This is a genomic window from Microvirga sp. P5_D2 (genome assembly GCF_054049475.1).
Genome location: NZ_JBFUMH010000080.1, coordinates 1 through 23488 on the forward strand (window position 1 = coordinate 1; position 23488 = coordinate 23488).

A 23488-nucleotide genomic window follows, 5' to 3' on the forward strand; every position below is an offset into this window, starting at 1 on the left:
GTCGAGGAGACGGTTCCAGGCGTGGCAGACGGCCTCCAACACCGCGTCATAGTCATCAAGCACGCGATGCGAGAGATAGCGCTCACGCAGGTACAGCCAGACCCGCTCCACCGGGTTCAGTTGGGGTGACGCCGACGGCAGCGGCAAAAGGGTGATGGTGTCCGGCACGTGCAAGGCCCGCGCGTCGTGCCAGCCGGCCTGATCCAGCACGAGCACCGCGTGTACGCCCGGCTCGAGCTGACGCGAGAAGTGCTCCAGACAGATCGTCATCGCGTCCACGTTCACGCGCGGCAGGGCCAGCGCGAAGGTCTCGTCCGTGCCGGGCCGGCAGGCGGCGAACAGATACAAGCTCTCATAGCGCTGATCGACGAGCCCAGGCGGACGCACGCCGCGCTCATCCCAGACGCGTGTCGTGCGGCCCTTCTGGCCAAAGCGCGCCTCGTCCTGACACCAGAGCTGAAGACGCGCCTCAGGGTGCTCCGCCGCGAGAGCTTGCAGCTTTGACGGGAGTTCCTTTTTTGAACGCCGCCTGCACSGCTGGGTCGCCCTTCGGGTGCGAGGGTCGGGTCTTTTGACGCGACAAGTTCAGCCGCTTGAGCAGGCACGAGAGCCCCCATTCGCTGTAGCTCACGCCATAAGTTCGCTCAACATGCTCGCACAGGTCGACCAGGCGCCAGGCGCTGACYCCATCGCGCTTCGGCTTCGGCCCGCGCAGGATGTGRGCCTTGAGCGCCGCCTGCTGACCAGGGCTGAGTTGTTCCGGGCGACCGGATCGGGGCCGGTCATGCAGACCGTCAGGTCCTTCGACATTGAAGCGCTGGATGGCATCGTGCAGGGCCTGCCGTTCCATGCCGACCAGCCGGGCAGCCTCGGCCCGGGTCATGCCGTCCAGGGCGTTGGCGATCGCCAGGAGCCGCAGGGCGGCCCGACAATCCTTCTCGCGAGCGGCTCGCGAGCGCAGATCTGATGGCGAGTCGTCCTGACGGATCGGGAGCCCGGCCATGCTGACCTCCATCAACAGCGTCCCCGRTGATCAGTGAATCACCCCACGCTCGTCATCGCAAATGCGAGTCMGCAATTCTCTGGATGGGTATACAGGATGGCTTCCCGATTGGTCTGGCTGCCGTCAATGACGATCCTCTCGGGCCGGCCATGCCGCTTCAGGGCCTTGCGCAGGAACCGTTTGGCAGCAGACAAGTTTCGCCGCTCACTGAACCAGAACTCAACCGTATCGCCGTTGCTGTCGATAGCCCGGTAAAGGTACATCCATTGACCTCTCACCTTGATGTATGTCTCGTCGACGTGCCACTTTGTGGGGTTCTGTCGCAAATTCAGTTTTTACTTGCCTATTCTGGTGAACGCGCGCCGAGCAGCTGCTGTGGAATCAACGGCTTAGCGCCGCCACCATGACCGAAAATGGCGCTGAAAAGTGCCTATACTTCGAGTTTGCGACAGAACCATCACGATTGGTGTCCTCAGGTTCGATGCAGCATTGGGACGCGCAAGTCCTGTCAGCACGCGGAGCAGGGTAGGCCTGCCGATACTGGAGGGATCTACGATCGCCAGGAACTCACCGCGGTGCACATCCAACGAGAGGCGGTCCAACACGATTGACTTCTGGCCATCTCTCTCGAAGGCAAGCGAGAGGTCCCAGATTTCGATCACGCGTGCCATCGCCGAAGCCATCCTTTCAGGGCCACGAAAGCCGTGTCGAAGAGCCCATAAAGGGCTGCCATGGTCAGCATACAAACCACGACCACGTTGGTCGCGAGAAGTCTTGACGCCTGCATCAGCATCAACAGTTTCTCGGTCGACGGATACTCAGCGGTGCACTCTCCTTAAGAAAGATCGTAAATCGCCGCTCCAGCTCCGATTCCGGACGTCGCAGCGACTGCAGCATGGAGATTGGCATCTTGATCCGAGGTTCAAACCGCTTCATCTCAATCATGCCTGAGGTGAAATTCATTGCTGTCTCGAGATCAACCAGTCCGATCCCGATACCCTCGCTGACCAGTTTGCATAAGGCACTGCCGACCGTCACCTCCAGCCGCGTCGCCAGGTGTATGCCGTTCTCGGCCAGCAGGGCTTCGACCTGTTTGCGGATGATATCAGGACGGGAAAGACTAATTAGATACACATCGGTCAAATCCTGCGGAGTGACATAATCCTTTCGGGCAAGCGGGTGATCCCTGGGCATGACGCAGACGGTGTCGACGCTGAACAGGTCCGTGCGCCTAATCGACACGTCGTTCGTTGTTGCCTGTGCGACGCCTATGTCGAGGCGGCCCTGCCCGACCATCTGGGCAATGTCCGGTGATGAGATCGTCTCGAGAGTAAGGTTGGCGTTCGGGAACTGCTGAAGGAAGCTTGCAACGACCTTGGGCATCCACCCCGTGGCCAGGGCAGGAATGACACCGACCACGAGGCGGCCATGCTTCAGTTCGTGCAGTTCGCGCCCGATTCCGGAAAGGATCTCCAGTCCTATGAAGCTGCGCACGACCTCCTTGTAGAAGGTGCGCGCCTCGAAGGTCGGCATCAGGCCGCTCTGGGTTCGTTCGAACAGCTTCAGGCCCATTTCACCTTCGAGAGTCCTCAGAGCCTTGCTGACCGCAGGCTGGGATACCCGCAGCGCCTTGGCGGCTTCAGTGATCGTTCCGCGCTCCATGATCGCCTTGAAGAACTCCACTTGGCGGTAGGTCAAGCGCACGAATAACCTCCGGTTATGAGGGTCGCAACTTTATGAATTTGACGCAGAAGGAATGCCACGTAAGCTGATTCCTGTCAAAAACAGACCCGCGCGCTCAACTTTATATAATAGCGGGCTTCCAGAGCTGTTAAAGCAGAGATAATTCATCATCTCTGCTCTTAGTCCCGACTGTAGTCGAAAATAAGGGAGAGCATGATGCGCAGATCAATTCTGCTTAATACCTTGGCAGCAAGCCTGACGTTGTTTGTGTCAACCGCCGCTATCGTTCAAGCTGCGCCATCTGGTGTCTTGAAGATTGCCGTCGGCGCCGATCCGGAAACATTCGACCCGCACTTCAATGATCTTCCGACTGGCAACACCGTTGATCTACATGTTCTTGAGGGGCTCTTCCGCCTCGACGCTGAAAACAACGTGATCAAGGAGCTTGCGACGGATTACAGCTATTCGGATGACGGCAAGGTCTTCACCGTCAAGATCGAGAAAGGCCGGAAATTCAGCAACGGGGATCCGCTGAACGCGCAAGCGGTCGCTGCTTCGTTTACCCGGCTGCTGGATCCAAAGGTCGCCTCGATCTACCGCGGCCTGTATTCCTCGATCCAGCGTGTAACGGCCGTGGACGACGAAACCGTCCAGTTCCACATGGCGGAGCCCAATGGCCATATCCTGCTCTTGCTGGCATCGACAGCGGCCACGATCGTCGACGTTCCAGCGATCGAGAAAATGGGACCCGCACACAGCCGCAAGCCTGTTGGCAGCGGACCCTACATGGTGGAGAGCTTCGTTGGCGGGGAACGCTATCGCCTTGTTCCCAACCCGGGCTATCAAGGCAAGTTCCCGGCTAAGCTGCAGGCCATCGAGTTCGTCGTCGTTCCCGAGGACGGATCGCGCATGGCGCTCATCGAAACGGGAGAGGTCGACATCGTCGAGCGTGTGCCGCCAGAATCGGTCGCCGCGATCGATGCGCTCGACAAAGCGTCCGTCATGAAGCCCCCGAGCATGTTCTCAATCAACATGGAGATTGTGCTCCGCGGCCCGATGGAGAACCCGAAGGTCCGCGAGGCGCTCAACCTGGCCGTGGACCGGAAAGGCATGGTGGAAGGGATCCTCGGCGGCCTCGGCACCCCTTCCGTCACAATGCCAGGGCCTGGCACCCAGAACGAACTCCGCACCACGTTCGATCCGATTCCCTATGATCCCCAGCGGGCCAAAGCCCTCCTGCAGGAAGCAGGATACGGCCCCGGTCAGCTCAGCATCACCATGGTCTGCCCCAATGGTCGCTACATCAAGGATGCTATGGTCTGCCAAGCCCTACAGGGTTCGTTCCAGGCGATCGGCGTCAACGCCCAGGCTAAGGTCGTCGACCGCGGAACCTGGAGCGAGATCATCAGCCGCAAGCCGGACAAGCGCGAAGACAATATGGGCATGGTCGGCCGCGCGACCGCCGGGATGGACTATACCTTGTACCGCCTGTTCCGGACAGGCGTTGGCGCCAATACGACCGGGTACTCGAGCCCGAAGGTGGACAAGCTGCTGACTGAAGGCCGTGCAGCCACCGACTTGAGGCAGCAGAAGGAGATCTATGCCGAGATCCAGAAGCAGATCTGGGGGGATCGTCCCTTCGTGTTCCTCTGGTACCAGACCCAGGCGATTGGGGTTTCCGACCGAGTGAAGGGGTTTCAGGTTCAGCCCAACGAGACGATGCAGTTCGACAAGGTCTCGCTGCAGTAACGCCCCTCAAGGTGGGAGCCGGATCCATGTTCATCTTCAAGCGTTTGATAGCGGCTGTTCCAACACTTGTGATCGTCTCGCTCTTGGTGTTCTGGTTCGTCGATCTGATCCCGGGCGATCCTGCGCGCATTCAGGCGGGTCCCATGGCCACGCCTGAAGAGGTGGAGGTCATCCGCGAACGCATGGGGCTGAACCTGCCGGCTCCTACCCGTTACGCCCAGTTCCTGGAAGGCATCGTCAACCCCGAGGTTGCCGTGTCTCTGCGAACCGGGCGCCCCATCTCGGTCGAGATCGGCGAACGGCTTCCTAATACGCTGATCATCGCCATCGGCGGCCTCATCGTCGGCGTCCTGCTCGGAACCCTGGCCGGAATCGCCTCCGCGCTCAACCAAGGCACTTGGACGGATACGCTGATCACCGCGATCACCCTCGCCGGGATATCCATGCCGATCTACTGGCTCGGTTTGCTGTGCATCTGGCTATTCGCTGTCTATCTCGGCTGGCTGCCGGCGGCCGGCGCCCAGACCTGGGCGCACTTCATTCTTCCGATCATGGTCGTGGCGACGCGCCCTGCCGCCATGTTCAGTCGCCTTGTGACAGCCAGTTTGCTCGAAGTCGTCAGCAAGGATTATCTCGATACCGCCCGGTCAAAAGGATTGAGTGAGGTTCAGGTGCTGGTCCGCCATGCCTTGAGGAATTCTCTTGTCGCATCGGTTTCGGTGGCGGGTGTCCAGTTCGGCGCCATGCTCGGCGGCTCCGTCATCACCGAAACCGTGTTCGGCATTCCGGGTGTCGGCCGTATGCTCGTCGACGCGGTTACGCGCGCCGACTACCCCGTCATCCAGTATGCGATCCTGATGTTCGCGTTCTTCTTCGTATTGATCAATCTCCTGACCGACATCGCCACACAATGGCTTGATCCGCGCACCCGACAAAGTGCCGGCGCAGCTTAGGGGAGCGACGATGTCATCCATGGCTGAACCTGGGCCTGCCGTCATGAGCCCCTCTCAATCTAAAGCCAAGCGCAGACGCGGCCTGGGCCCGCTTGCCGCACTCGTCAGGCAGCCCAAGGGCCTTGTCGGTCTGGTGATCGTCGGAATGTGCGCGATTCTAGCGGTTGCCGGCCCCTGGATGGCGCCGCTTGATCCCTATGCCCAGAACTTTGCTCAGACGCTGAAGGGCCCGTCGGCGGTGCATTGGTTCGGCACCGACCAGCTGGGGCGGGACGTGTTCAGCCGCGTGCTCACAGGGGCCAGGACCTCTCTCGGCATCGGCATCGGAGGTGTCCTCTTCGCGTTCCTGGTCGGCGTGCCGCTCGGCATGATCGCCGCCTATCGCGGCGGCCGACTCGATTTCCTGCTGATGCGCGGCATCGACATCATGCTCAGCTTCCCCGACATCATACTGGCGCTGGCCATCGTGGCCATTCTGGGCCCCAACACGCAGAACGTCATTCTGGCCGTCGGCATCGTCTCGGTCCCGGTTTTCGCCCGCACGTCCCGGGCCGTCACGCAGAGCACACTGGCCGAGCCCTATGTCGAGGGCAGCATCTCTCTCGGGTGCTCGCCCTTGCGGGTCATGGCCCGGCATGTGCTGCCCAACATCGCGGGCATCCTCCTGACCCTTGCGAGCCTCCTGTTCGCCACGACCCTCCTGGCGGCATCCGGGCTCTCGTTTCTCGGGCTGGGAACGCAGCCGCCGGAACCGGAATGGGGGACCATGCTGGGCGAGAGCCGATCCTACCTGCGCTCGCATCCGCATCTCGCCACGTTCCCCGGTCTCTGTCTCGCCCTCTCGGCGCTCGGCTTCAACCTTCTCGGGGAGGCTCTGCGCGCCGTCTACGACCCTACGGCGAGTCCCAGCAGGTCGAAGATCGGCTCGATCTTCTCCGACCTGATCGGCAACGCGAGGCCAGCCCGCCGCGACGCGGTTCAGGACCGGACCGGTGCTGCCCAGGGCCACAAGCCCATCGAAACGAAGGACCTTCGCGTCGCCTTCTTCCCGTCGACGAACCCGATCGAGGCTGTCCGGGGCATCAGTCTTGCCGTCGAGAAGGGACGCACCCTCGCCATCGTGGGCGAGTCCGGATCCGGCAAGAGCACGTTTCTGCGGGCCGTGGCAACGCTCCTGCCGCGCCAGGCCGGCATCACCGCCGGCAGCGCCTCCATCTCCGGGGTCGAGCTTCGTGGCCTCTCCTCGAAAGAGCTGCAGGAGCTGCGCCGCAAGAAGATCGGGGTGGTCTTTCAGGATGCGGCGAGCGCGCTGAACCCAGTCCTGACGATCGGCCAGCAGCTCGAGGAGGCGATCCGGCACGGCACCTCGCTGTCCTCTGCCGAGGCACGTTCCCGTGCCATCACCCTGCTCCAGGATGTCAAGATCTCCGATCCCGAGCGCCGCCTCGACATGTATCCGCATCAGTTCTCCGGCGGCATGAAGCAGCGCATGGTCATCGCCATGGCGCTTGCCCAGGATCCCGACGTGCTGCTGGCCGACGAGCCAACCAGCGCCCTTGACGTCACCGTCCAGCAGCAAATCCTTGTCCTTCTGCGCGAGCTGCAGCACAGGCGTGGCATGACGATGCTACTCGTGACGCACGACCTCGGGCTGGTCGCCCGCTACGCGGACGACGTCGGGGTGATGTATGCGGGAGAACTGGTCGAGTTCGGCACGGTCGACGAGGTCCTGACGTCGCCGACGCATCCCTACACCCTTGCCTTGAAGCGGTCTTCGCCGGGGGGCGCCGGGCAGGGCGCGCGCGAACGCCTGCAGGCGATCTCGGGAGAGCCGCCTTCCGTAGGACGGGCCCCCGCAGGATGCCCGTTCGAGCCGCGCTGCCAACTCTCGCGTGACCACAATCTCTGCCGCAGTCAGAAACCTGCGCGTCGCGTCGTCCTGCGGAGGGAAGTCGCCTGCCATTTCGCAGAGGAGTTAGCCGATGCACCCGAAGCCCGCTAGGTCCGAGCTCCCTGACGAGGTCATCGTCGCGCAGGACATGTGCAAGCACTTTCCTGTTACAAGGGGCCTGTTCTCCCGCAACGCCGGCAAGCCAATCCGGGCCGTGGATGGTGTCAGCTTTCGCGTCCCGCGTGGCAGCTGCTTCGCCGTGGTCGGGGAATCCGGCTGCGGGAAGAGCACGCTCGCCCGACTCATTGTCGGACTGCTCCGTGCGACGGCTGGGGACGTGACGATCGACGGACAATCCCTCTGTGCCTGCAGCCAGGCTGGCCTGCGCACCTTGCGCAAGAGGGTGCAACTGGTCCTGCAGGACCCGCTCGCCTCTCTGGATCCCCGGATGCGCATCCGCGCGGTGCTCGAAGAGGCGCTCCAGGTTCATGACATCGGCACCAACCGAAGCGAGCGCCAAAGCCGGATGGAGACCGTGATCTGTCAGGTCGGTCTCAGCCTCGACCATCTCGAGCGCTATCCCAATGAACTGTCCGGTGGGCAGAGGCAAAGGGCGGCAATCGCTCGTGCGATCATTTGCGAGCCAGAGATCCTCGTGCTGGACGAGCCCGTAAGCGCGCTCGACGTGTCGGTTCAGGCGCAGATCATCAACCTGCTCATGGACCTCCAAGAGCAGCTCGGCCTGACCTATGTGGTGATCACCCATGACCTCGCGCTTGTCGGGCATATGGCGGACGCGGTCGCCGTGATGTATCTGGGTCGATTCGTTGAGATTGGATCGGCGGCGGCCGTTTCGTCGCGGCCGCGTCACCCTTACACCCAGAGTCTGCTCTCGGTGGTCGCAACGACGGATCCGCGGATCGAGAAGACCCGGGACGTGGTCGTTCTCGAAGGTATGGTGCCGAGCCCCTCCTCGATCCCGACGGGCTGCTCCTTCCACACCCGCTGTCCGCTCGCCCGCCGGATTGGCGACTCGGCAGGTGTTGATTCCGTTGAGACAGCCTACGGACGCCTTCCCTCTCGGTGCGTGACGGACATGCCGCTCGAGCAGGTTATCCCGGACGGGGGTACGCTCGTGACCTGCCATTTCGCGGGCGATTTCTGCTCCTGAAACGCGAACCCATCCCCGATGCTATTCAAAAGGAGAACATTATGACGAGTGGAGAAACGTCAGCCGATATCGTGATTGTCGGCGGAGGAATTTACGGCACGAGCCTCGCCTACGAACTGGCCAGCCGCGGCTACGGCGTCACCCTGCTGGAAGCCGACGAGATCGGCTCTGGCGCGTCGGGTGGCCCCGGAGAGCGTGGCGTGCGCGCCAACGGTCGCGACATCAGGGAATTGCCCGTCATCTCGTTGTCTTTGGAGCGCTGGCAGAAGTTCCAGGCCGAGATAGAGGGTGGCGTCGGCTACCGCCGCGTCGGCGGGCTTCAGGTCTACGATGTGCCCTATGGGCACCGCGAGCACGAGATCCGTGGCCGCATGGAAGCTCAGGCGGCCATCCAGTCGCAATTGGGAAGCCCGACCAGCGTTCTGTCGCGGGATGAGGTTCTCGAAAAGGAACCTGAAATGACGCGCAGCATCATTGGCGGCCTCTACAGCCCCAATGACGGGGTCGGAGATCACACTTTCGCAACCCGCCAGTTCGGCGCAGCGGCCGAACGCGCCGGCGCCACGATTCGGCAAAATGCAAGGGTGGTCGAGATCATCAAGCAGGGTCCGGTCGCGAAGGCCGTCCGGCTCGAGAACGGAGAAATGATCACCGTTGGCAGCAAGCTGTTTCTGTTGTGCAACGCCGGCGTGCCGAAGCTGCTGGCGCCGATTCTCAACCATCACGAGCTGCCGCATGTCTGGAACTTGATGCCGCAGATGATGTACGTATCGAACCCCGAGAATAAGAAGGTCAGTTATCTGCTGTCCCATGCGCATCGCCGACTCGCGATCAAGCAGCTGCCGGACGGCACGATGATGCTGTCGGGCGGGGTCAGCGTCACGCATGAGAACGGCAGGGTGTCGCAGGGCTCGCTCAGCTCGACGGCTATCAATCTGACGGATGCGATCTCGACCCTGCCCTTCCTCGACCGCTCGGAGTTCCTGAAGGTCGATGCGACCCGAGTCGAGACCGTCGCTCTCGACGCCATTCCGGTGATCGGACAACCTGAGGCGGCCGGGAACATCTACTTTGGTTATGCATGGTCCGGCCATGGCTTTGCCATATCACTCGGATTCACCAAGCTCTTCGCGGACTGGATCGAGACTGACCGAAAGCCACTCGAGCTCGAGCCGTTTTCACCGGCCCGGTTCACCCTGCCTTCGGCGGCGAGGTCCGCCGAAACCGGACCTATGGCGCTTTCCGCGTGAAGCCCGCTCGCCTGGACTACGCCGATGTGGTCCGGGCAACTCTTCTTGACGAGCAGTACCTGCTTGCCCTCTCAATTGAACGGTAAAATGAATATGAACAGACAACTCGATCTCGACGCCAGAGGAAAGACCGTCTTCGATCTGCGGACCATCCTGGAGACGAGTGACGGGCTTGCCGAAGACGTGCTCGTCAGCATCATCAACGGTCCGGGACCTAGCGTGATCCTCTGCGGGGGCATCCACGGCGACGAGTACGAGCCCCAGATCGTGCTGCGACGACTCATCGACGAACTCTCACCCTCCGATGTTAACGGTCGGCTCGTGATCATCCCGACATTAAACTTTCCTGCGTCGCAGAAGGGCAGCAGACTATCGCCTCTGGACGGACACAACATGAACCGTGTCTTCCCGGGCAAGCCGGATGGAACCCCCACCGAGAGACTTGCGGCTTTCTTGTACAGCGAGGTCTTTCCTTCCTTCGACCTGCTCGTAGATGTCCATTCGGGTGGCGGCGACTATAGGGTCGTACCGATGATCWTCGGCTTTTCGGCACCCGGCTGTCAGGTGAGCAACGGTGACTTGGAGAAGGTCATGGAAGGCTGGGGCTACCGCTTCATCCAGTATGTGGATGGCATCGCCTCGACATCGGCAGGCTCATCGCCCACGGCCGGCGTCGCCTCGGTTGAAATCGAAGGCGGCTCGGGCGGCGCCATCACTGGGAGCGACGTGGACATCATGTATGCGGGCATCGTCCGCGGCCTCAGAAACTACGGCGTCCTCAACGGTCCGAAGGAGGAAGCCTCCGCGGACGTCATCCGCGTCGACGTCACCGAAGCCGACCAGTACGCTGCTCCTGCTAACGGCATCGTGGAACATCAGGTCGAACTGGGCGCAGCCGTCCAAGAAGGGCAGGTCGTTGCATTGCTGCATCCGGCCTCCGGTGCAGAGAGCGAACCGATCGAGATCGTTGCACCAAGGACAGGATACATCCTGCGCCAGAGAGCACATGCATTCGTCCGCAGAGGTGAATTGATCGGCAATACGGGCACGGCTAGGAAGCAATAGTCCTCTCCGCAGAAGTTCCGGCCGGTCCTCTGAAGGCGCTTGTGCAAAAACTGCACAGGCTGCTGCGCTCTTGGGGAGCCCGCAAGGGGCATCGTCAACTTAAAAAGCTGAGATGAGGCCCGCCCACTCTGGACCATCGGATCAGCAAGCCGCCGCAACGCTGGTGACATCGGCCCAGGTCGTGAAGGCCTGGGCCCGAGCCTTTCGATGATCAGCGGCGTTGGTGTTAGACAGGATGTGTCGCAAACCTATCGGTAACGCAGTTCGATTTATGCCTTCGGGTCGCTCTGGAGGGCTCCGTTGCATTAACCTTGGCGGTGTAACGGGGGCGGCTATCTAAGGAGCCGTTCTGTTGTCCCTGTTCAAGCAGCGCCGCTTTCCTGTCGAGATCATCCTGCTGTGCGTCTGACTTGACCGGGGTTTTGGACCAGGCGCATTGAGAGCCTACTGCATGATTGCGGGTATGGGTCGTTGCTGTACGACTACCTCCATCGTCATGGGTGCGGGCGGCCGGTAGCCCAAGGATGAGTGAGGCCGCACGCGGTTATAGTGATCCCGCCAGGCGCCGATGACGACGTGAGCCTCTTTCAGGCTGGAGAAGATCTCCAGCTTCAGGCACTCGTCCCTGAGCTTGCCGTTGAAGCTCTCACAGTACCCGTTCTCTCCGAGGCAAGCGCGATGATGGCTTGGGTGAGCGCATCCTCGTCAGCCCGGAGGGTGGGCACATAGCGTTGCGTCCCTCGGGGCTGGCTGACGATGCGGCAGGCGTGGCGCTCCGAGAGGCCGTACTTCTCCCGGATGCGGATCACGGCCTGCCGGCGCCGCTCGGGGCCTACAAGTTTCCCGAGGCGACATCCTTGAGGATTTGCTTCTCTAGGGAAAGATCAGCGACAAGGCGGCGCAAGCGGGCGTTCTCCCGCTCCAGATCCTTCAGGCGCCGGGCCTGCTCGATCTGCAAGCCTCCGTACTCCTTGCGCCCGCGAAAGGAGCTCTGTTCGGAGATGGCGGCATCCTTGCAGGTGAGTGCGATGCTCTTGCCGTGCGCGAGCTGCACCTCAATCTGGCGCAGCTTGGCGATGATCTGCTCTGAACTGAACCTCTTCTTCGGCATCTTGAGCTCCTTGGTTCCAGGTCAATTCTCTCAATCAACCTGGTCCAATTCCACCCAGTCAGATCACCAGCCGCAGACTTGCCATTATTGCTCCACTCCGTCTATTCCGCTCTGGCGAGGACTGCTCAAGGGCAGGCCCAGGAGCCACAGGTCGAGTTGACGCCCGCGGTTCCGGTCAAGAAATCCCTGACGCCTAATGCGATCATCTGTCTAGAGGATGGGAAGACGTTCAAGTCGCTCAAGCGCCATCTGCGGACCGCCTACGACATGACATCCGAGCAGTACCGCGCCAAGTGGAACCTACCAGTAGATTACCCGATGGTCGCTCCGAACTATGTTAAGGCCCGTTCTGAGCTTGCTAAGACTATGGGCTTGGGCCAGCAGCGCAAAAAGAGCAAGGCTCCCGTGGAGGCTGCTGCAAATGATGCTGCTCCTGCCAAGCCTAAGCGGGCCGCCGCTAAGACGGCTGCGCCACCGGACGAAATGACGGCACCGGCCAAGGGCAGACGTACGAAAAGGTAAGCTAATTCGTCCAATCACTGTGGGAATCGGCCATAGCCGTTCAGATAAATGTCAAACCCGGTGCTTGGCGGCACCGGGTTTCCTTTGACGCTCTTCCACGCCCTGCACGGTGACCTTCGAAATGCCGGGCTTTCTGGCACAAGAGCCGATGCGCTATTTTGCTGGAACAGGCTCTTTTGCTGGTGTGGATGCTGCTTTCTGAGCCGCTGCGTCAGCCTCGTGCCTCAACTTATCGACAGCCTCCGTGCGCTTGGCCTCAACCTCCCTCTGGCGCTCAACCTCAGTCTTTATTCCTTCCTCGGATCCATACGATCTACGATAGTGGCACATGTATCCTCCGTCTTTCGATTAGCTGCCCCCATGATCGGCAAAGCTTATCTCGAATGGCCCTCCCAGAGCTAAGGTCGTAGTTGGCTAACAGTTGCAGCGTGGCGGGAAAGAAAAGGCGCGACCGGTGTCGGGCCCTTAGCACCCGCAGCCTGTCTGAGGGTGACAGGAAGGCAGCGCCCCCACTCCCATCCTTTTCCAGGATAGGCTGGAGAACGCAGCAGCCGAGGTGCCGTTCCGGTACTGGTGAAAGTCCACGCGCTCAGTGCTTGGAGCCACTGTCAGACTCAATCACTTCGCTGATGGTCCACTCGCTAGGAACGGCACAAGGAAATCCCAGTCAGCCTGACCCACCGAACGAGGCTTCGTCTTTGACGGTACTCGTCGGATGCCACTAATGATGCGAGAGAGCATCAAGCGGGATGGTCTGCACCGCCTCACCCGAGGCATCGACAATCTCCAGCCACCATCCTCGCCGCTCATCCGGATCGGATGAATCTTGGGCGCGAAGCTCTTCGACAGCCTCCATAGCGGAGATAACAGCCGCCTGAATACTGGAAGCCTCGACACCCTCCCGTCGCGGATCATGACATCGCCATTGGTGAGATTGAAGTAGTAGCGCGCTGGCGCCGAGACGCTGGACGCGGATGCGTTTGAAGGACTGCCCAAGGCATCAAATTCAGATGAACCTTCAGCAGACTCCTCCTTGCCATCTGTCACTACGGTCACGATTGAGGTGCCCTACTGAATTGCTGGAGAGGAGAGGTTTTCAAGGTCCACCCAGCCGGTGCAGGACGGGATTTCAGGTTCGAGATAGGCACGCCCCCCATCGACCTTCTTAATGCGACACGGATACATCCTCTTGTCTCCCGGAGGCCGGTACAGGACCAAGCTCCCAGCAGAGACAGCATCACCCGTGATAAGCTCAAGAGTGGCTTTGGGATTAGATCTACGTTCCTCACCCTCGACGGGATCGGGAGAGGTGACCTGCTTGGCTGCTCGTACACGTTCAAAGGCCGCAAGGGCCAAGCGAGCCCGGTCGCGGTAGCGATCCATGACCACTTTGAGCGGGCCGCGCTCCTTCCCCGGATGCCAGGAGATCCCCCCAGCCTTGGCCAGCTCCACCGCCACAGCCTCAACTTCATCGTCAGTCATGATCAACCCTCCCCATAAAGGGGTAGGGTCGATGTCCCGCACTGCAATGCAAAAGGAATCGGGGCATACAATTTTCCTACTCTTTTGCCTGTTGAATGAAATTCTCGGCATAGAAGTGCCACTTGCGATATTGAGCAAACGCATCGAGGCAAAAACAAAACCCCGCTCGGCTTCAGCCACCGAGTGGGGTCTACTGCCTCGCTAGCCTCATTCAGGAGAGGGTAGTAAGGCGCTCCATGAAGGCCCGCAAGGAGGCCTCGGCCATGTCGAGGTCATTGACGTGCACCCCCACAGATTTGCCCGCAGGTCGTGCACGCGCATGAAGCAGGCCAGGGCGGCAACACCTGCCAAAGTGCTTGGGGCTGCCTTCCTCATGATGTCGGCCAGAGGGTCGATGACATGCTCCATCAGGTCGGCTTGCTTTCGCTGAAGCAGGGTGACGTCGTGCTTATTGAACGCGGTAAAGTAATCTTCCACCCGATTGGCGTTGGACTCTTGGCGTTCCTCATCGCTCATGGCCTCAATGGTGAAGCGATTCGGCAGCGGGGCAGGTCTGCCAGTGCGGCATCACACATGACAAAGATGACGTAGCGTATCTGCACGACTGGGATCTCATGTTCTGGCAGTTTTTGTTGAAAAACTCCCGGACACTCCTGCGTCTATCTATTACTAGGGTCAGTGTGCCAGATCAGGCCCAGTATCCTGTATGTCGGTCACGCGGAAAACGACACTTGCGGAGTTTTTTCAACAAAATCGGCACAGGATTGGCCTTCGGGCGGCTGAGTTCTCGATCCTCTGCTCCGGCGTGTGGCTCATGCCCAGGCTGATCTACTTGTGATCCGTCTCTTACAGCCGGCTTAGGTCTCGCTGAGACTGGATTGCCTGCTCTGATAGGCACCCTTATTCGCTACGCCCGTGCACCCGCTCAGATCGTGATCCGTGAACCCACCTCGACCGCGCGGTCCTCCGGGATGCAGAACTGGTCCGTGATGTCGCTGGCCGAAYGGGCCAGCGGGATGAAGATGTAATCCTGCCGGAGCGGCAGTCCCGCCTGCGCTGAGGCTTGCAAGGCCCGCCGCGACAGGAAGAACGATGCATTGTCGAGATTGAACCCAGCCGCCCGGAGTGCCTTCGGGAGATTGGGCTCTCCATGAAGCCAAACCGCACCGTCACCCGCGAGAAGCGGTCCGAGAGTTTCTCCACGGTGACACGGCCCTCGTCTGGACGACGCGGGATCTCCTCGGTGACTACGGTCAGGATGATGTTGTGCTCATGCAGCACCTTATTGTGCTTCATGTTGTGCAACAGGGCCGCCGGCACGTCCTGGGCGTTGCCGGTCGGGAAGATAGCCGTGCCCGACACCTGCGGCACCGAGCTGCTCTCGGCCATGCGCATGAACTCGGACAGAGGCGAGCGGCCACGGTGCGAGATCTCGGCCAGCAGGCGCGTGCCCTTGCGCCAGGTCCGCATCAGGATGAACAGCCCCGTGCCGACCAGCAGCGGAAACCAGCCGCCGTGCGGGATCTTGAGGGCGTTGGCGCCCAGGAACACGAGCTCGATGACAAGGAACGGCACGATCACCAGCGCGGCCACGGCCGGCGACCAGCGCCAGAACTTCCACGCTACGATGAACAGCAGGCTTGAGGTGATGACCATGTCGCCGGTCACGGCCAGGCCATAGGCTGCCGCCAAGGCGCTCGATGACTCGAACAGGACGACGATCAGGATTACCGCCACGAGCAGGAGCCAGTTAATGGTGGGAACGTAGATCTGCCCCTTCTCGGTCTCCGACGTGCGCATCACCCGGAAGCGGGGCAGCACGCCCAGATGCGTCGCCTGCTCGGAGATTGAAAAGGCCCCGTAATCACCACCTGCTGGCGACTGTGGCGAGGATCACCATCGGCAGCAGGGCCCAGGACGGGTGGAGCAGGAAGAACGGGTTCTCCAGCCCCTCAGGATGCGCCAGCAGCATGGCGCCTTGCCCGAGATAGTTGAGGGCCAGCGCCGGCAGGACGAGGCCGAGACAAGCGGTGCGGATCGGCGCACGGCCGAAGTGGCCCATGTCGGTATAGAGCGCCTCGGCGCCGGTCACCGACAGGAACACGGCGCCCAACGCGAGCAGCCCGGCGGTGCCGTGGTTAAGGAGAAAGCTGAGACCGTGGGGTGGGTTAATGGCAGCGAGGATGCTGAGGTCATCCCGGATGTGCATCAGGCCGCCCACGGCCATGACCAGGAACCAGAAAGCGGTGATCGGTCCGAAGAACGAGGCCACGCTCTCGGTGCCCAACCGTTGAATAGCGAAGAGGGTGACCAGGATCACGAGGCTGAGCGGCACCACGTAAGGGTCGAAGGCAGGCGTCACCAGCTTGAGACCCTCAACGGCGGAGAGGACGGAAATGGCGGGCGTGATGATGGTGTCGCCGTAGAACAGCGACGCGCCAACCATACCGAGGATAATGGTGGCCCCGGTGCTGTGGCCGAGGGCGCGCTGGGCCAAGGTCACCAGCGAAAGAATGCCGCCCTCGCCGTTGTTGTCGGCCCGCAGCACGATGACCACGTACTTGAGAGTGACGATGATGATCAGCGTCCACAGGATCAGGGAGACCACGCCGAGCGCCATCTCGCGGGTGAGAGCGTCCGGGCCGGCATGTCCCGTCGCGGCGGCAAGGCTCTCCTTGAGGGCGTAGAGTGGGCTGGTGCCGATGTCGCCGTACACCCCCCGGATGTGCCAAGCGTCAGGGCCTAGCAGGAGGTCGGTACTGCGTGCCCGTAGTCCGGTGAACCTGCGGCTGCGCTCCCGCTGACGCCTATTGCGGCCATGGACTGCCTCCCTCTCGTTTGCGATCTGGGGAGTGGCCTCCCCTTAGCCCCAACATGACCGTGCGGTGTAGGATTTCACCTTTGGCGGGACATGGCCGCGGTTCTCCCAGCGGTGGCACTGGATGCCAAGGCTGGGCGTTGTTTCATCATGGCAAAGCGTAAGCTCGTTTCGGTCCAGCCCCAAGGTATTCCTGGCGTGGTGGCCTCAGTCGCCTACGCAGAAGGCCGGCGCGTCGCCGACATTGCCATCGAGGAGGCCGGCGACTGGTCCCACAAGCCGGGGCACGTGGTCTGGATTGGCCTGCATGAGCCCAGCCTGGATCTTCTGAAGCAGGTCCGAGCGCAGTTCGGCCTGCACGAGCTGGCCATCGAGGATGCCCTGAAGGCCCACCAACGGCCTAAGCTTGAGCAATATGGCGAGGCGCTGTTCGTCGTCGCCCGCACCGCTCAGATGGTGGGCGGGCGGATTGCCTTCGGCGAGACCCACCTGTTCGTCGGGCGCGGCTACGTGGTCTCGGTCCGCCACGGTGCTTCGACCTCGTACACGCCAGTGCGGGAGCGCTGCGAGGCGGTGCCGGCGGCATTCTCGGAGGGCGAGGATTTCATCCTCTACGCCATCCTCGACTTCATCGTCGACAACTACATGCCGGTGCTTGAGACCGTCCAAGCAGAGGTGGAGGAGATCGAGGACAGTGTTCTCGGCGCACAGCCGTCCCAGGACCAGATCGGGCGGATCTATCAGCTCCGGCGGGACCTGTTGCGCCTGCGCAATGCCGCGATTCCGCTGGTGGAGGTGTGCCGGCGCCTGGAAAAGCCCGGGCTGCCCGGGATCGATGCCGCGATGTACCCGCTGTTCCGCGATGTGTCCGATCACATCCGTCAGGTGCAGGAGGAGATCGAGTCCTTGCGCGAGGTGCTCTCGTTCGCGTTCGAGACCAGCCTGATGACGTGTCAGGCGCAGCAGACCGAGATTTCTCGCCGGCTGGCAGCCTGGGCGGCGATCCTGGCGATACCGACGGCGGTGGCGGGTATCTATGGCATGAACTTCGACGTTGAGCCCGAACTGCATTGGAAGTACGGCTATCCGTTCGTGCTCGTGGTGATCGCACTCGTGTGTGGCTGGCTGTACTGGCGCTTCCGCCAGATGCGCTGGATCTAGCCTGACATCGCCGCTGAAAATGATTGTGCTGCCACGCTGAAACCCATTGCCAGGCCGGCGGTTCACCTCCTTAACGTAAGTTAGCCCAAGGTGGTCCGAGCCGCTGCGGTGAGACATGAGACCAGTATCCAAGGAGAGTGTCGATGCTCTACGATGCCCCAGGCGATGTGCACCTGCCTCATGTCAACGACCTCCATCCGGATGTCGCCACCTTCATGATTGCACGCGTCTTCGCTGAGACCTACCGGGATGTGCTCGAAGCGCCGATCCCGGATCTACTCGTCGCCATCCTGCGCCAGATGGAAATCAGGGAGGCTGACCATGACTTCCGGCCACCCTGAGGCGCACGTCGCGCTGATCATCGAGGACGATCCCGACATCCGGGCGCTTGCCGCCGGCCTGCTGGAGGAGACGCCCCTCGACGTGGTGGAGGTCGAGAGCGCGGAAGCAGCCCTGGACTGTCTTCAGGAGCGCGGGGGTGAGGTGGCGATGATGTTCGCGGATGTGCGCCTGCCTGGAGAGATGGACGGGGTTCAGCTCGCCAAGGCCGCCTGCAAGCTCTGGCCGACGGTCAGGGTCGTGCTCACGTCGGGCGATCCCGGTGCCCAATCGGACGATCTGCCGGAGTGCGTGACCTTCATGCCCAAGCCTTGGCGCGGCCTCGATGTGCTGGTTCAGGCCGAGAAGGCCATCCATGACCCGCAGCCGCCGGTGACGTGACATGGGACAGGATGCAATCGGCGATCCACCTGTCGTCCTGCTGGTGGAGGACGAGCTGCTGGTACGGATGACCGCCGCCGATGAATTGGAGGAGGCGGGCTTCCAGGTGCTGGAGGCGGCGAATGCCGAGATCGCCCTCAAGGTGCTGGAGGCACGCTCCGACGAGGTGCAGGTGCTGTTCACGGACGTGGACATGCCGGGCTCGATGGACGGCATGGCCTTGGCAGAGCAGGTCCATCGGCGCTGGCCGCACGTGCTGCTGCTGATCTCCTCCGGGTATGCCCGGCCGCATCCGGACGAGATCCCGGACTATGGGCAGTTCATGCCCAAGCCTTACGGTGCCGCCACGCTCGTCCGGCACATCCATGACCTGATGCAAGCGTTGCGGCCTTGAACAGGCCGGGCCCATGTTTGTCGGGCGCTTGGGCCCGAGAGCCAGGCCAAGATCAAGTTATGAAGCTCGCTCCACGCGGAGCGGGCCACCCCTGGCTTTCCTGTCCTGAGCAGGGTACCTGATCTCGCCAAGAAGGTTCAGCCTTCCGACCGCCGCGGAAGAAACCGCTGCCGAAGGGACCTCCATTTCTTGATCCCCCAGAGCGTAAACCGGCCGACAGGCTCCCGCAGGAACGCCACATCATAAGCGATCAGCAGGAGCCCAAGGGGAAGCATCCAGATACCCAGGAAGGGCAGGATCGAGAAGATGCCGCCCAGCACGAGGAGCATCCCGGCCGGGATGCGGATCCAGCAGGCGTCCGGATGCCGAAGTCTTCGAAGCACACGCGCCACCTTGCCGGGCACTTCGTGTTCCAGCTGCCTGAATGCCCGTCGCAGGACAGCCTTGCCATTACCGCTTGCCATATTGTTTGAAGCGCTCACATGGGAAAGGGTTCCGGCGATGCTGAGACGTGCAACCTCGTATCGCCCTTGTGGTTGACTCGGGAACCACCGCAAGGGGCTCCATCATGCTCAGCGGCATCCGAGTCCTGATTGTCGAGGATGAAGCCTTTGTCGCCGCGACGTAGTCGAACATGGTGAGAATGCCGGAGACGAGGTTGTGGGCATGGCCGAACCGTCAATGAGGCGCGCCAGCTGATCGGGATACTCACCTTCGAAGTGGCGGTGTTGGATCTCCACCTCGCCGATGGCGACGTCACGCCGGTTTTGGAGGCGCTCCACGCCCGCCGAGCCCCACCATCGTATACAGTGGTAACGAACTCCTGGGGAAGGTCAGGGCACAGCATCCTGATCTCGTGGCGCTTCGGAAGCCGGTTCTATAAGGACGGATTGAGGCCGAGATCCTCCGAGCGTGCTGAAACGGCCTAGTCCAGCATGGAACAAGGCGAAATGCCTACAGAGTGCTCATTCTGAATGATTCAGGACAAGGTCTTCCGCAAGGACAACCCCGGTCTGCCCAAGTTTCCGCAGCAACCGGGGTGCGCCTTCATTGAGACCGGCACCGTTATGGTGCGTTGCACAATGAGGACCAATGATGTTTGCCCCAGACGATAATTTGCCGTCTTCCCTTTCCACCACGAGGATCCTTCTCCCGTCTGCCAGCCATCCCGGCGCAGGTTGTTGCGAAGAGAAGGCGTGTCTCCCTGGTCCTGCAAGGGGTAGATCCTTTGGAGCCTTCACTTGGAGGTGCACGACCGCCTGCTGGAGGACGATACTAACACATTTGATGCCGTGGGCGGTGCCGGCGCAGGTGCCGTGAACAGCGTCCTGCTCGCGTCCGGATTGGCGCGGGGGCGGTCCCGAGGCGGCGAAGGAGTCTCTGGAACACTTTTGGAAGCGCGCCAGTGAGGCGGCGCCTAGAGCCCACGCCGGTCTCGCCGTCGAGGTCGCCGTCCGCCATCTCTCGCCGTACCGATTCAACCCGTTCAACCTGCATCCGCTGAAAATACTCCTCGCCAAGGAGGTCGACTTCCAGACCCTGCGGTAGCATTCAAAGCTTAAGCTGCTGATCGCAACGACGTGGGTGCGGGATGGCCGCTTGCGAATCTTCCGGGAGAAGGCGGTCAGACTTGACGTGATCCTCGCCTCGACCTGCCTGCCGGTTCTGCACCATGCGGTGTCCGTTGATGGCGAGACGTACTGGGACGGCGGCTACTCAGCCAATCCTCCCGTGCTCCCGCTCGTCTCCGCCTCGCGCGCTTCGGATACACTGGTCGTGCAGATCATGCCATCAGTTGGAGCCGGGATGCCAACCTCTGCGTCGGAGATCCGATAGCGTATCGAGCAGATCACCTTTGCGAGCTCTCTGGCTCGGGATATGGAAGCGTTGGCTGCCATGAAGCAGCTTGCCTGTCCTCCCGATCAGGGCTCCCGCTAGGCCCGCAAGCTTCAAAAGCTGCGGCTGCATCACATCGCGGCAGAAGCAGAGTATCCGACCTTGGGCAAGGCTAGCCTGCTCAACCGGGACTGGAGCTTCCTGCTGGGGCTCCGGGATGCAGGCCTTAGGGCCGCGGAGCGGTGGCTCAGCCTGGACTGGCAGTAAGCGGCGCGCTGGCACCGGCATGTCGGGAACCAAGGTCGGGTCGAGCCACTGAGCCCCACCTAATGGAGGGATCAAATGGGACTGAACACTCCCCTCTAGGCAGGGAAGGCGGTTTATCCGCACTCGTCGGCGCCACCTCTCGGTCAGCTGACTTGGTAGCATGTTACTAATGTATCGAAGAAGCGAATTAGCTCTTTAGTTACCTATGGCGTTATCAGATATTGTCCTACTGTCGTGCTTCGTCCAAGGGGCTCGGGCTCTATCGGCGCACGACAAGACCTTGGTTAGGGGTTGCGGCTCCGCTCATCTGCTCTGGATCTTCGAGCATGCCGATCTAAGATTTGAATGGATCCGCTTAGAGCAGATGGAGACGGCCATGTACGTGGTCATCCGTAAGTTCAACCACATCAGCTCCGTGGCTGAGGCACCCGCCGGGCTGAAAGCGGCATCGGCCAACTTCTCAAGTAAACTCCGGGGTTCCAGGGCTACTATGTGTTCGATGCAGGCGACGGGCTCGGCGGCTCTGTGAGTATCTTCGATAGCCAAGAGACCGCCCTTGCAGCGAGCGAGCAGGCCCTAGCCTCGATCCGAGCAAGCTTGGTGGATGTCATCGACGGAGAGCCTGAAATCACTATGGGCAAGGTCTTGGCTGTAGTTTCAGCCTGACACATCACAATCAAGGAAATCTGCCCGTGCGCCTCTTCGGCGCCTTTGAACTCGGTATTGAGCTAGGAGCCACAGACAAGCCGGTATCCATCCATGCGGCATTCTTGCGCTACACCAAAGGCGAGGATGGCTGGCTGTTCATCACGCCGGAATGCTCGTCCTATAAGGAGATCGAAGGCCAGATTAACGCCCTCCAGCACGAACTGGACGAAGTTCGAGAAAGAGCTCGCCGAGCGTTTCAGGTCACCTAAGGCCGACATCGACCACCACAGTCAGGGATTACGGTGAGGCCAAAGCTCCAGGATGGTCGGGCTACCTCTTCGGTAGGATACGAAGCCGCATCCAAGTGCAGTACAATTCCGTTGGTGCGCCTTAAATCAACAACGGGACGGTGCCAGCTTTGGGAGGAGACCGTATGAAATCCGTTCATCAGCCCGATCCCTCCCGCCAGGATACGGACGATTACGCCTACAACCTGTTCAGGAACAAGGATCTCCCTGAAATCGTCTGTGCCGTGCCGGAGGACCGCCCAGTGCCTGGATTCATAGATCCCAAGCAGTGGGAGTTTGAACAGTCCCTCCGCCCTCCAGATGCGCGCCCGCCGGGCTTCCACAAAACAGCAGCCCTGACAGGAGTACGGTTTAACGGCTTTTACCTGTTCCACGCCTTTGCTGCGGCTCCGGCTGTCAGGGCTGCTGTGGACATCATGCTGGGGAGTCTCTGACAGCTATTCCTGTCCTCATCTCGGCTTCCACAACGCGCTCAACCACGGCGGCGCTCTACAACCTCATCAGTATGGAAGGAGGCCACACATGCATCTGCTAAAGGCCTTTGAACTTGAGATCCGGTTGGGAACTCCAGACACTCCGGTCTCTGTTGCGATTGCCCTTACCCGATACTCACAGCGGGAGGACGGGCGCTTGCTCGTCACACCCCAATGCTCTTCCTTCGAGGAGTTAGAAGGCCAGATCAATGCCTTGCAAGACGAGCTGGACGAGCTCCGGGAACGAGCCCACCGAGCCTTCTAGCTGGCCTAGCAGTTAGTCTAACGCTCCTCGCACTCAGCCGCAGGCTAACTACCTTCTATGTCAGGTATGACGCTTGAGAGAGAGCACCCAATGACCCGCAAGGATCGCGTTGCGCTCTATGGCCGTGTTTGCCTTGTCGTGGTGTCTCTCGCCATGATTGGCGGAATTATTGCTGAACCCCTGATCCGGATGGTGTGGCCCCCTAGCCTGACAATCGCCCAACGGTAGCGCGCTAACCCAATCCCTTTTAGGGACTCAAGAAACTACCGGCTGCCAGTACCGTTATGGCCATGCAGACGGTCATCCAGACCCTGACCTTTCTTGCAGATGTCAAAGCCGCAGGCTTAGATGATCGTAAGCTTGCTGAGAAGGTTGCGACCATCGCCGCCAATCCGCAGATAGGGGATATCATCCCCGGCACGGGTGGGCGCGTAAGGTCCGGTTCGGAACGCAGGGGCAAGTCTGGAGCCTAAAGCATCGGACTGGAAATTCGACTCCTGGGTTTTGGCCTGGTGCGATCTGTGATTCACTTGCTGGAACGGGAGGTGGATCATGGGTCACTGCTATTCTCTCGATCTTCGGGTGCGCGTCGCCGACTTTGTCGAGGCGGGCCATTCCTGCCGGGCGGCAGGGCACTTTGCCGTCAGCGAGAGCTTCGCCATCAGGCTGGTGCGGCGAACCCGGGACACCGGCTCGCCGGCACCGGACCGCCAGGGCC

At 61.3% G+C, this 23488-nt stretch carries 25 protein-coding genes and 3 pseudogenes; 16 read left to right on the forward strand and 12 right to left on the reverse strand.

The genetic code is table 11. The features are described from left to right. The 5 genes and pseudogenes from ACXJKO_RS18670 to ACXJKO_RS18690 form a co-directional block, all read right to left on the reverse strand. Window positions 1–498, reverse strand: a 498-nt coding sequence (locus ACXJKO_RS18670) for an IS630 family transposase (RefSeq protein ID WP_457092602.1), incomplete at its 3' end; no start/stop codon positions are given. Continuing rightward, the gene (locus ACXJKO_RS18675; protein WP_457092581.1) at window positions 470–1003 is read right to left on the reverse strand and encodes an IS630 family transposase; all 534 of its coding nucleotides are present in this window, start codon (window positions 1001–1003) and stop codon (window positions 470–472) included. The genes ACXJKO_RS18670 and ACXJKO_RS18675, both read right to left, overlap by 29 nt. Before the next feature lie 92 nt (window positions 1004–1095). Then, window positions 1096–1311: pseudogene (locus tag ACXJKO_RS18680) on the reverse strand (DDE-type integrase/transposase/recombinase); the annotation flags it as partial. 350 nt (window positions 1312–1661) lie between these two features. Continuing rightward, a pseudogene (locus ACXJKO_RS18685) lies at window positions 1662–1793 on the reverse strand (ABC transporter permease); the annotation flags it as partial. A 2-nt stretch (window positions 1794–1795) separates the two neighbouring features. Further along, the gene (locus ACXJKO_RS18690; protein ID WP_457092582.1) at window positions 1796–2686 is read right to left on the reverse strand and encodes a LysR substrate-binding domain-containing protein; all 891 of its coding nucleotides are present in this window, start codon (window positions 2684–2686) and stop codon (window positions 1796–1798) included. A 216-nt stretch (window positions 2687–2902) separates the two neighbouring features. Between ACXJKO_RS18690 and ACXJKO_RS18695 the strand changes: the two genes are divergently transcribed. The 6 genes from ACXJKO_RS18695 to ACXJKO_RS18720 all read left to right on the forward strand — a co-directional run bounded on the left by ACXJKO_RS18695 (window position 2903) and on the right by ACXJKO_RS18720 (window position 10765). Beyond that, window positions 2903–4435 (forward strand): ABC transporter substrate-binding protein, encoded by a 1533-nt coding sequence (locus ACXJKO_RS18695; RefSeq protein ID WP_457092583.1) that lies wholly within the window; start codon window positions 2903–2905, stop codon window positions 4433–4435. A gap of 26 nt (window positions 4436–4461) precedes the next feature. Beyond that, the gene (locus tag ACXJKO_RS18700) at window positions 4462–5388 is read left to right on the forward strand and encodes an ABC transporter permease (protein WP_457092584.1); all 927 of its coding nucleotides are present in this window, start codon (window positions 4462–4464) and stop codon (window positions 5386–5388) included. A 19-nt stretch (window positions 5389–5407) separates the two neighbouring features. Then, the gene (locus tag ACXJKO_RS18705; RefSeq protein WP_457092585.1) at window positions 5408–7390 is read left to right on the forward strand and encodes a dipeptide/oligopeptide/nickel ABC transporter permease/ATP-binding protein; all 1983 of its coding nucleotides are present in this window, start codon (window positions 5408–5410) and stop codon (window positions 7388–7390) included. After that, entirely contained in the window at window positions 7371–8450 is a 1080-nt protein-coding gene (locus tag ACXJKO_RS18710) for an ABC transporter ATP-binding protein (protein WP_457092586.1), read from the forward strand. Before ACXJKO_RS18705 ends, ACXJKO_RS18710 begins: the two co-directional genes overlap by 20 nt. Before the next feature lie 41 nt (window positions 8451–8491). After that, complete coding sequence (locus ACXJKO_RS18715; protein WP_457092587.1) at window positions 8492–9700, forward strand: NAD(P)/FAD-dependent oxidoreductase; 1209 nt, start codon at window positions 8492–8494, stop codon at window positions 9698–9700. Window positions 9701–9787: 87 nt separating this feature from the next. Further along, complete coding sequence (locus tag ACXJKO_RS18720; RefSeq protein ID WP_457092588.1) at window positions 9788–10765, forward strand: hypothetical protein; 978 nt, start codon at window positions 9788–9790, stop codon at window positions 10763–10765. A gap of 444 nt (window positions 10766–11209) precedes the next feature. On the opposite strand, the pseudogene ACXJKO_RS18725 reads toward ACXJKO_RS18720, so the two are convergent. Then, window positions 11210–11876 (reverse strand): annotated as a pseudogene (locus tag ACXJKO_RS18725) (integrase core domain-containing protein). Between the two features lie 24 nt (window positions 11877–11900). Between ACXJKO_RS18725 and ACXJKO_RS18730 the strand changes: the two are divergent. Next, window positions 11901–12398: a MucR family transcriptional regulator gene (locus tag ACXJKO_RS18730; RefSeq protein WP_457092603.1), complete on the forward strand. Its 498-nt coding sequence runs from the start codon at window positions 11901–11903 to the stop codon at window positions 12396–12398. 721 nt (window positions 12399–13119) lie between these two features. On the opposite strand, the gene ACXJKO_RS18735 is transcribed toward ACXJKO_RS18730, so the two are convergent. The 5 genes from ACXJKO_RS18735 to ACXJKO_RS18755 form a co-directional block, all read right to left on the reverse strand. Beyond that, window positions 13120–13374, reverse strand: a complete 255-nt coding sequence (locus ACXJKO_RS18735) for a DUF6894 family protein (RefSeq protein WP_457092604.1) — start codon at window positions 13372–13374, stop codon at window positions 13120–13122. A 92-nt stretch (window positions 13375–13466) separates the two neighbouring features. After that, entirely contained in the window at window positions 13467–13880 is a 414-nt protein-coding gene (locus ACXJKO_RS18740) for a hypothetical protein (protein WP_457092589.1), read from the reverse strand. A gap of 207 nt (window positions 13881–14087) precedes the next feature. Then, window positions 14088–14396 (reverse strand): hypothetical protein, encoded by a 309-nt coding sequence (locus tag ACXJKO_RS18745; RefSeq protein ID WP_457092590.1) that lies wholly within the window; start codon window positions 14394–14396, stop codon window positions 14088–14090. 384 nt (window positions 14397–14780) lie between these two features. Then, window positions 14781–15701 carry a KUP/HAK/KT family potassium transporter gene (locus ACXJKO_RS18750; protein ID WP_457092591.1) on the reverse strand — a complete coding sequence of 307 codons (921 nt, stop codon included), beginning with the start codon at window positions 15699–15701 and terminating at the stop codon, window positions 14781–14783. A gap of 43 nt (window positions 15702–15744) precedes the next feature. After that, on the reverse strand, window positions 15745–16596 hold the full coding sequence (locus ACXJKO_RS18755) for a KUP/HAK/KT family potassium transporter (protein ID WP_457092592.1): 852 nt from the start codon (window positions 16594–16596) through the stop codon (window positions 15745–15747). Between the two features lie 252 nt (window positions 16597–16848). Here ACXJKO_RS18755 and ACXJKO_RS18760 point away from each other — a divergent pair, with 252 nt between their 5' ends. The 4 genes from ACXJKO_RS18760 (at window position 16849) to ACXJKO_RS18775 (ending at window position 18973) form a co-directional block, all read left to right on the forward strand. Then, window positions 16849–17859, forward strand: coding sequence for a magnesium and cobalt transport protein CorA (locus ACXJKO_RS18760; protein ID WP_457092593.1), 1011 nt, complete (start codon window positions 16849–16851; stop codon window positions 17857–17859). 143 nt (window positions 17860–18002) lie between these two features. Beyond that, the gene (locus tag ACXJKO_RS18765) at window positions 18003–18200 is read left to right on the forward strand and encodes a hypothetical protein (protein ID WP_457092594.1); all 198 of its coding nucleotides are present in this window, start codon (window positions 18003–18005) and stop codon (window positions 18198–18200) included. Next, the gene (locus ACXJKO_RS18770; protein WP_457092595.1) at window positions 18181–18579 is read left to right on the forward strand and encodes a response regulator; all 399 of its coding nucleotides are present in this window, start codon (window positions 18181–18183) and stop codon (window positions 18577–18579) included. Before ACXJKO_RS18765 ends, ACXJKO_RS18770 begins: the two co-directional genes overlap by 20 nt. 1 nt (window position 18580) lies before the next feature. Next, the gene (locus ACXJKO_RS18775; RefSeq protein WP_457092596.1) at window positions 18581–18973 is read left to right on the forward strand and encodes a response regulator; all 393 of its coding nucleotides are present in this window, start codon (window positions 18581–18583) and stop codon (window positions 18971–18973) included. A gap of 137 nt (window positions 18974–19110) precedes the next feature. On the opposite strand, the gene ACXJKO_RS18780 is transcribed toward ACXJKO_RS18775, so the two are convergent. Next, the gene (locus tag ACXJKO_RS18780) at window positions 19111–19356 is read right to left on the reverse strand and encodes a hypothetical protein (RefSeq protein WP_457092597.1); all 246 of its coding nucleotides are present in this window, start codon (window positions 19354–19356) and stop codon (window positions 19111–19113) included. A 1216-nt stretch (window positions 19357–20572) separates the two neighbouring features. Here ACXJKO_RS18780 and ACXJKO_RS18785 point away from each other — a divergent pair. The 5 genes from ACXJKO_RS18785 to ACXJKO_RS18805 all read left to right on the forward strand — a co-directional run. After that, window positions 20573–20809, forward strand: a complete 237-nt coding sequence (locus ACXJKO_RS18785; protein WP_457092598.1) for a patatin-like phospholipase family protein — start codon at window positions 20573–20575, stop codon at window positions 20807–20809. A 959-nt stretch (window positions 20810–21768) separates the two neighbouring features. After that, complete coding sequence (locus ACXJKO_RS18790; RefSeq protein ID WP_457092599.1) at window positions 21769–21993, forward strand: hypothetical protein; 225 nt, start codon at window positions 21769–21771, stop codon at window positions 21991–21993. A gap of 164 nt (window positions 21994–22157) precedes the next feature. Next, window positions 22158–22466 carry a hypothetical protein gene (locus tag ACXJKO_RS18795; protein ID WP_457092600.1) on the forward strand — a complete coding sequence of 103 codons (309 nt, stop codon included), beginning with the start codon at window positions 22158–22160 and terminating at the stop codon, window positions 22464–22466. Between the two features lie 394 nt (window positions 22467–22860). Further along, complete coding sequence (locus tag ACXJKO_RS18800; RefSeq protein ID WP_457092601.1) at window positions 22861–22998, forward strand: hypothetical protein; 138 nt, start codon at window positions 22861–22863, stop codon at window positions 22996–22998. A 324-nt stretch (window positions 22999–23322) separates the two neighbouring features. Beyond that, window positions 23323–23488 (forward strand): IS630 transposase-related protein (locus ACXJKO_RS18805; protein WP_457092605.1); only part of this gene is annotated, 166 nt, incomplete at its 3' end.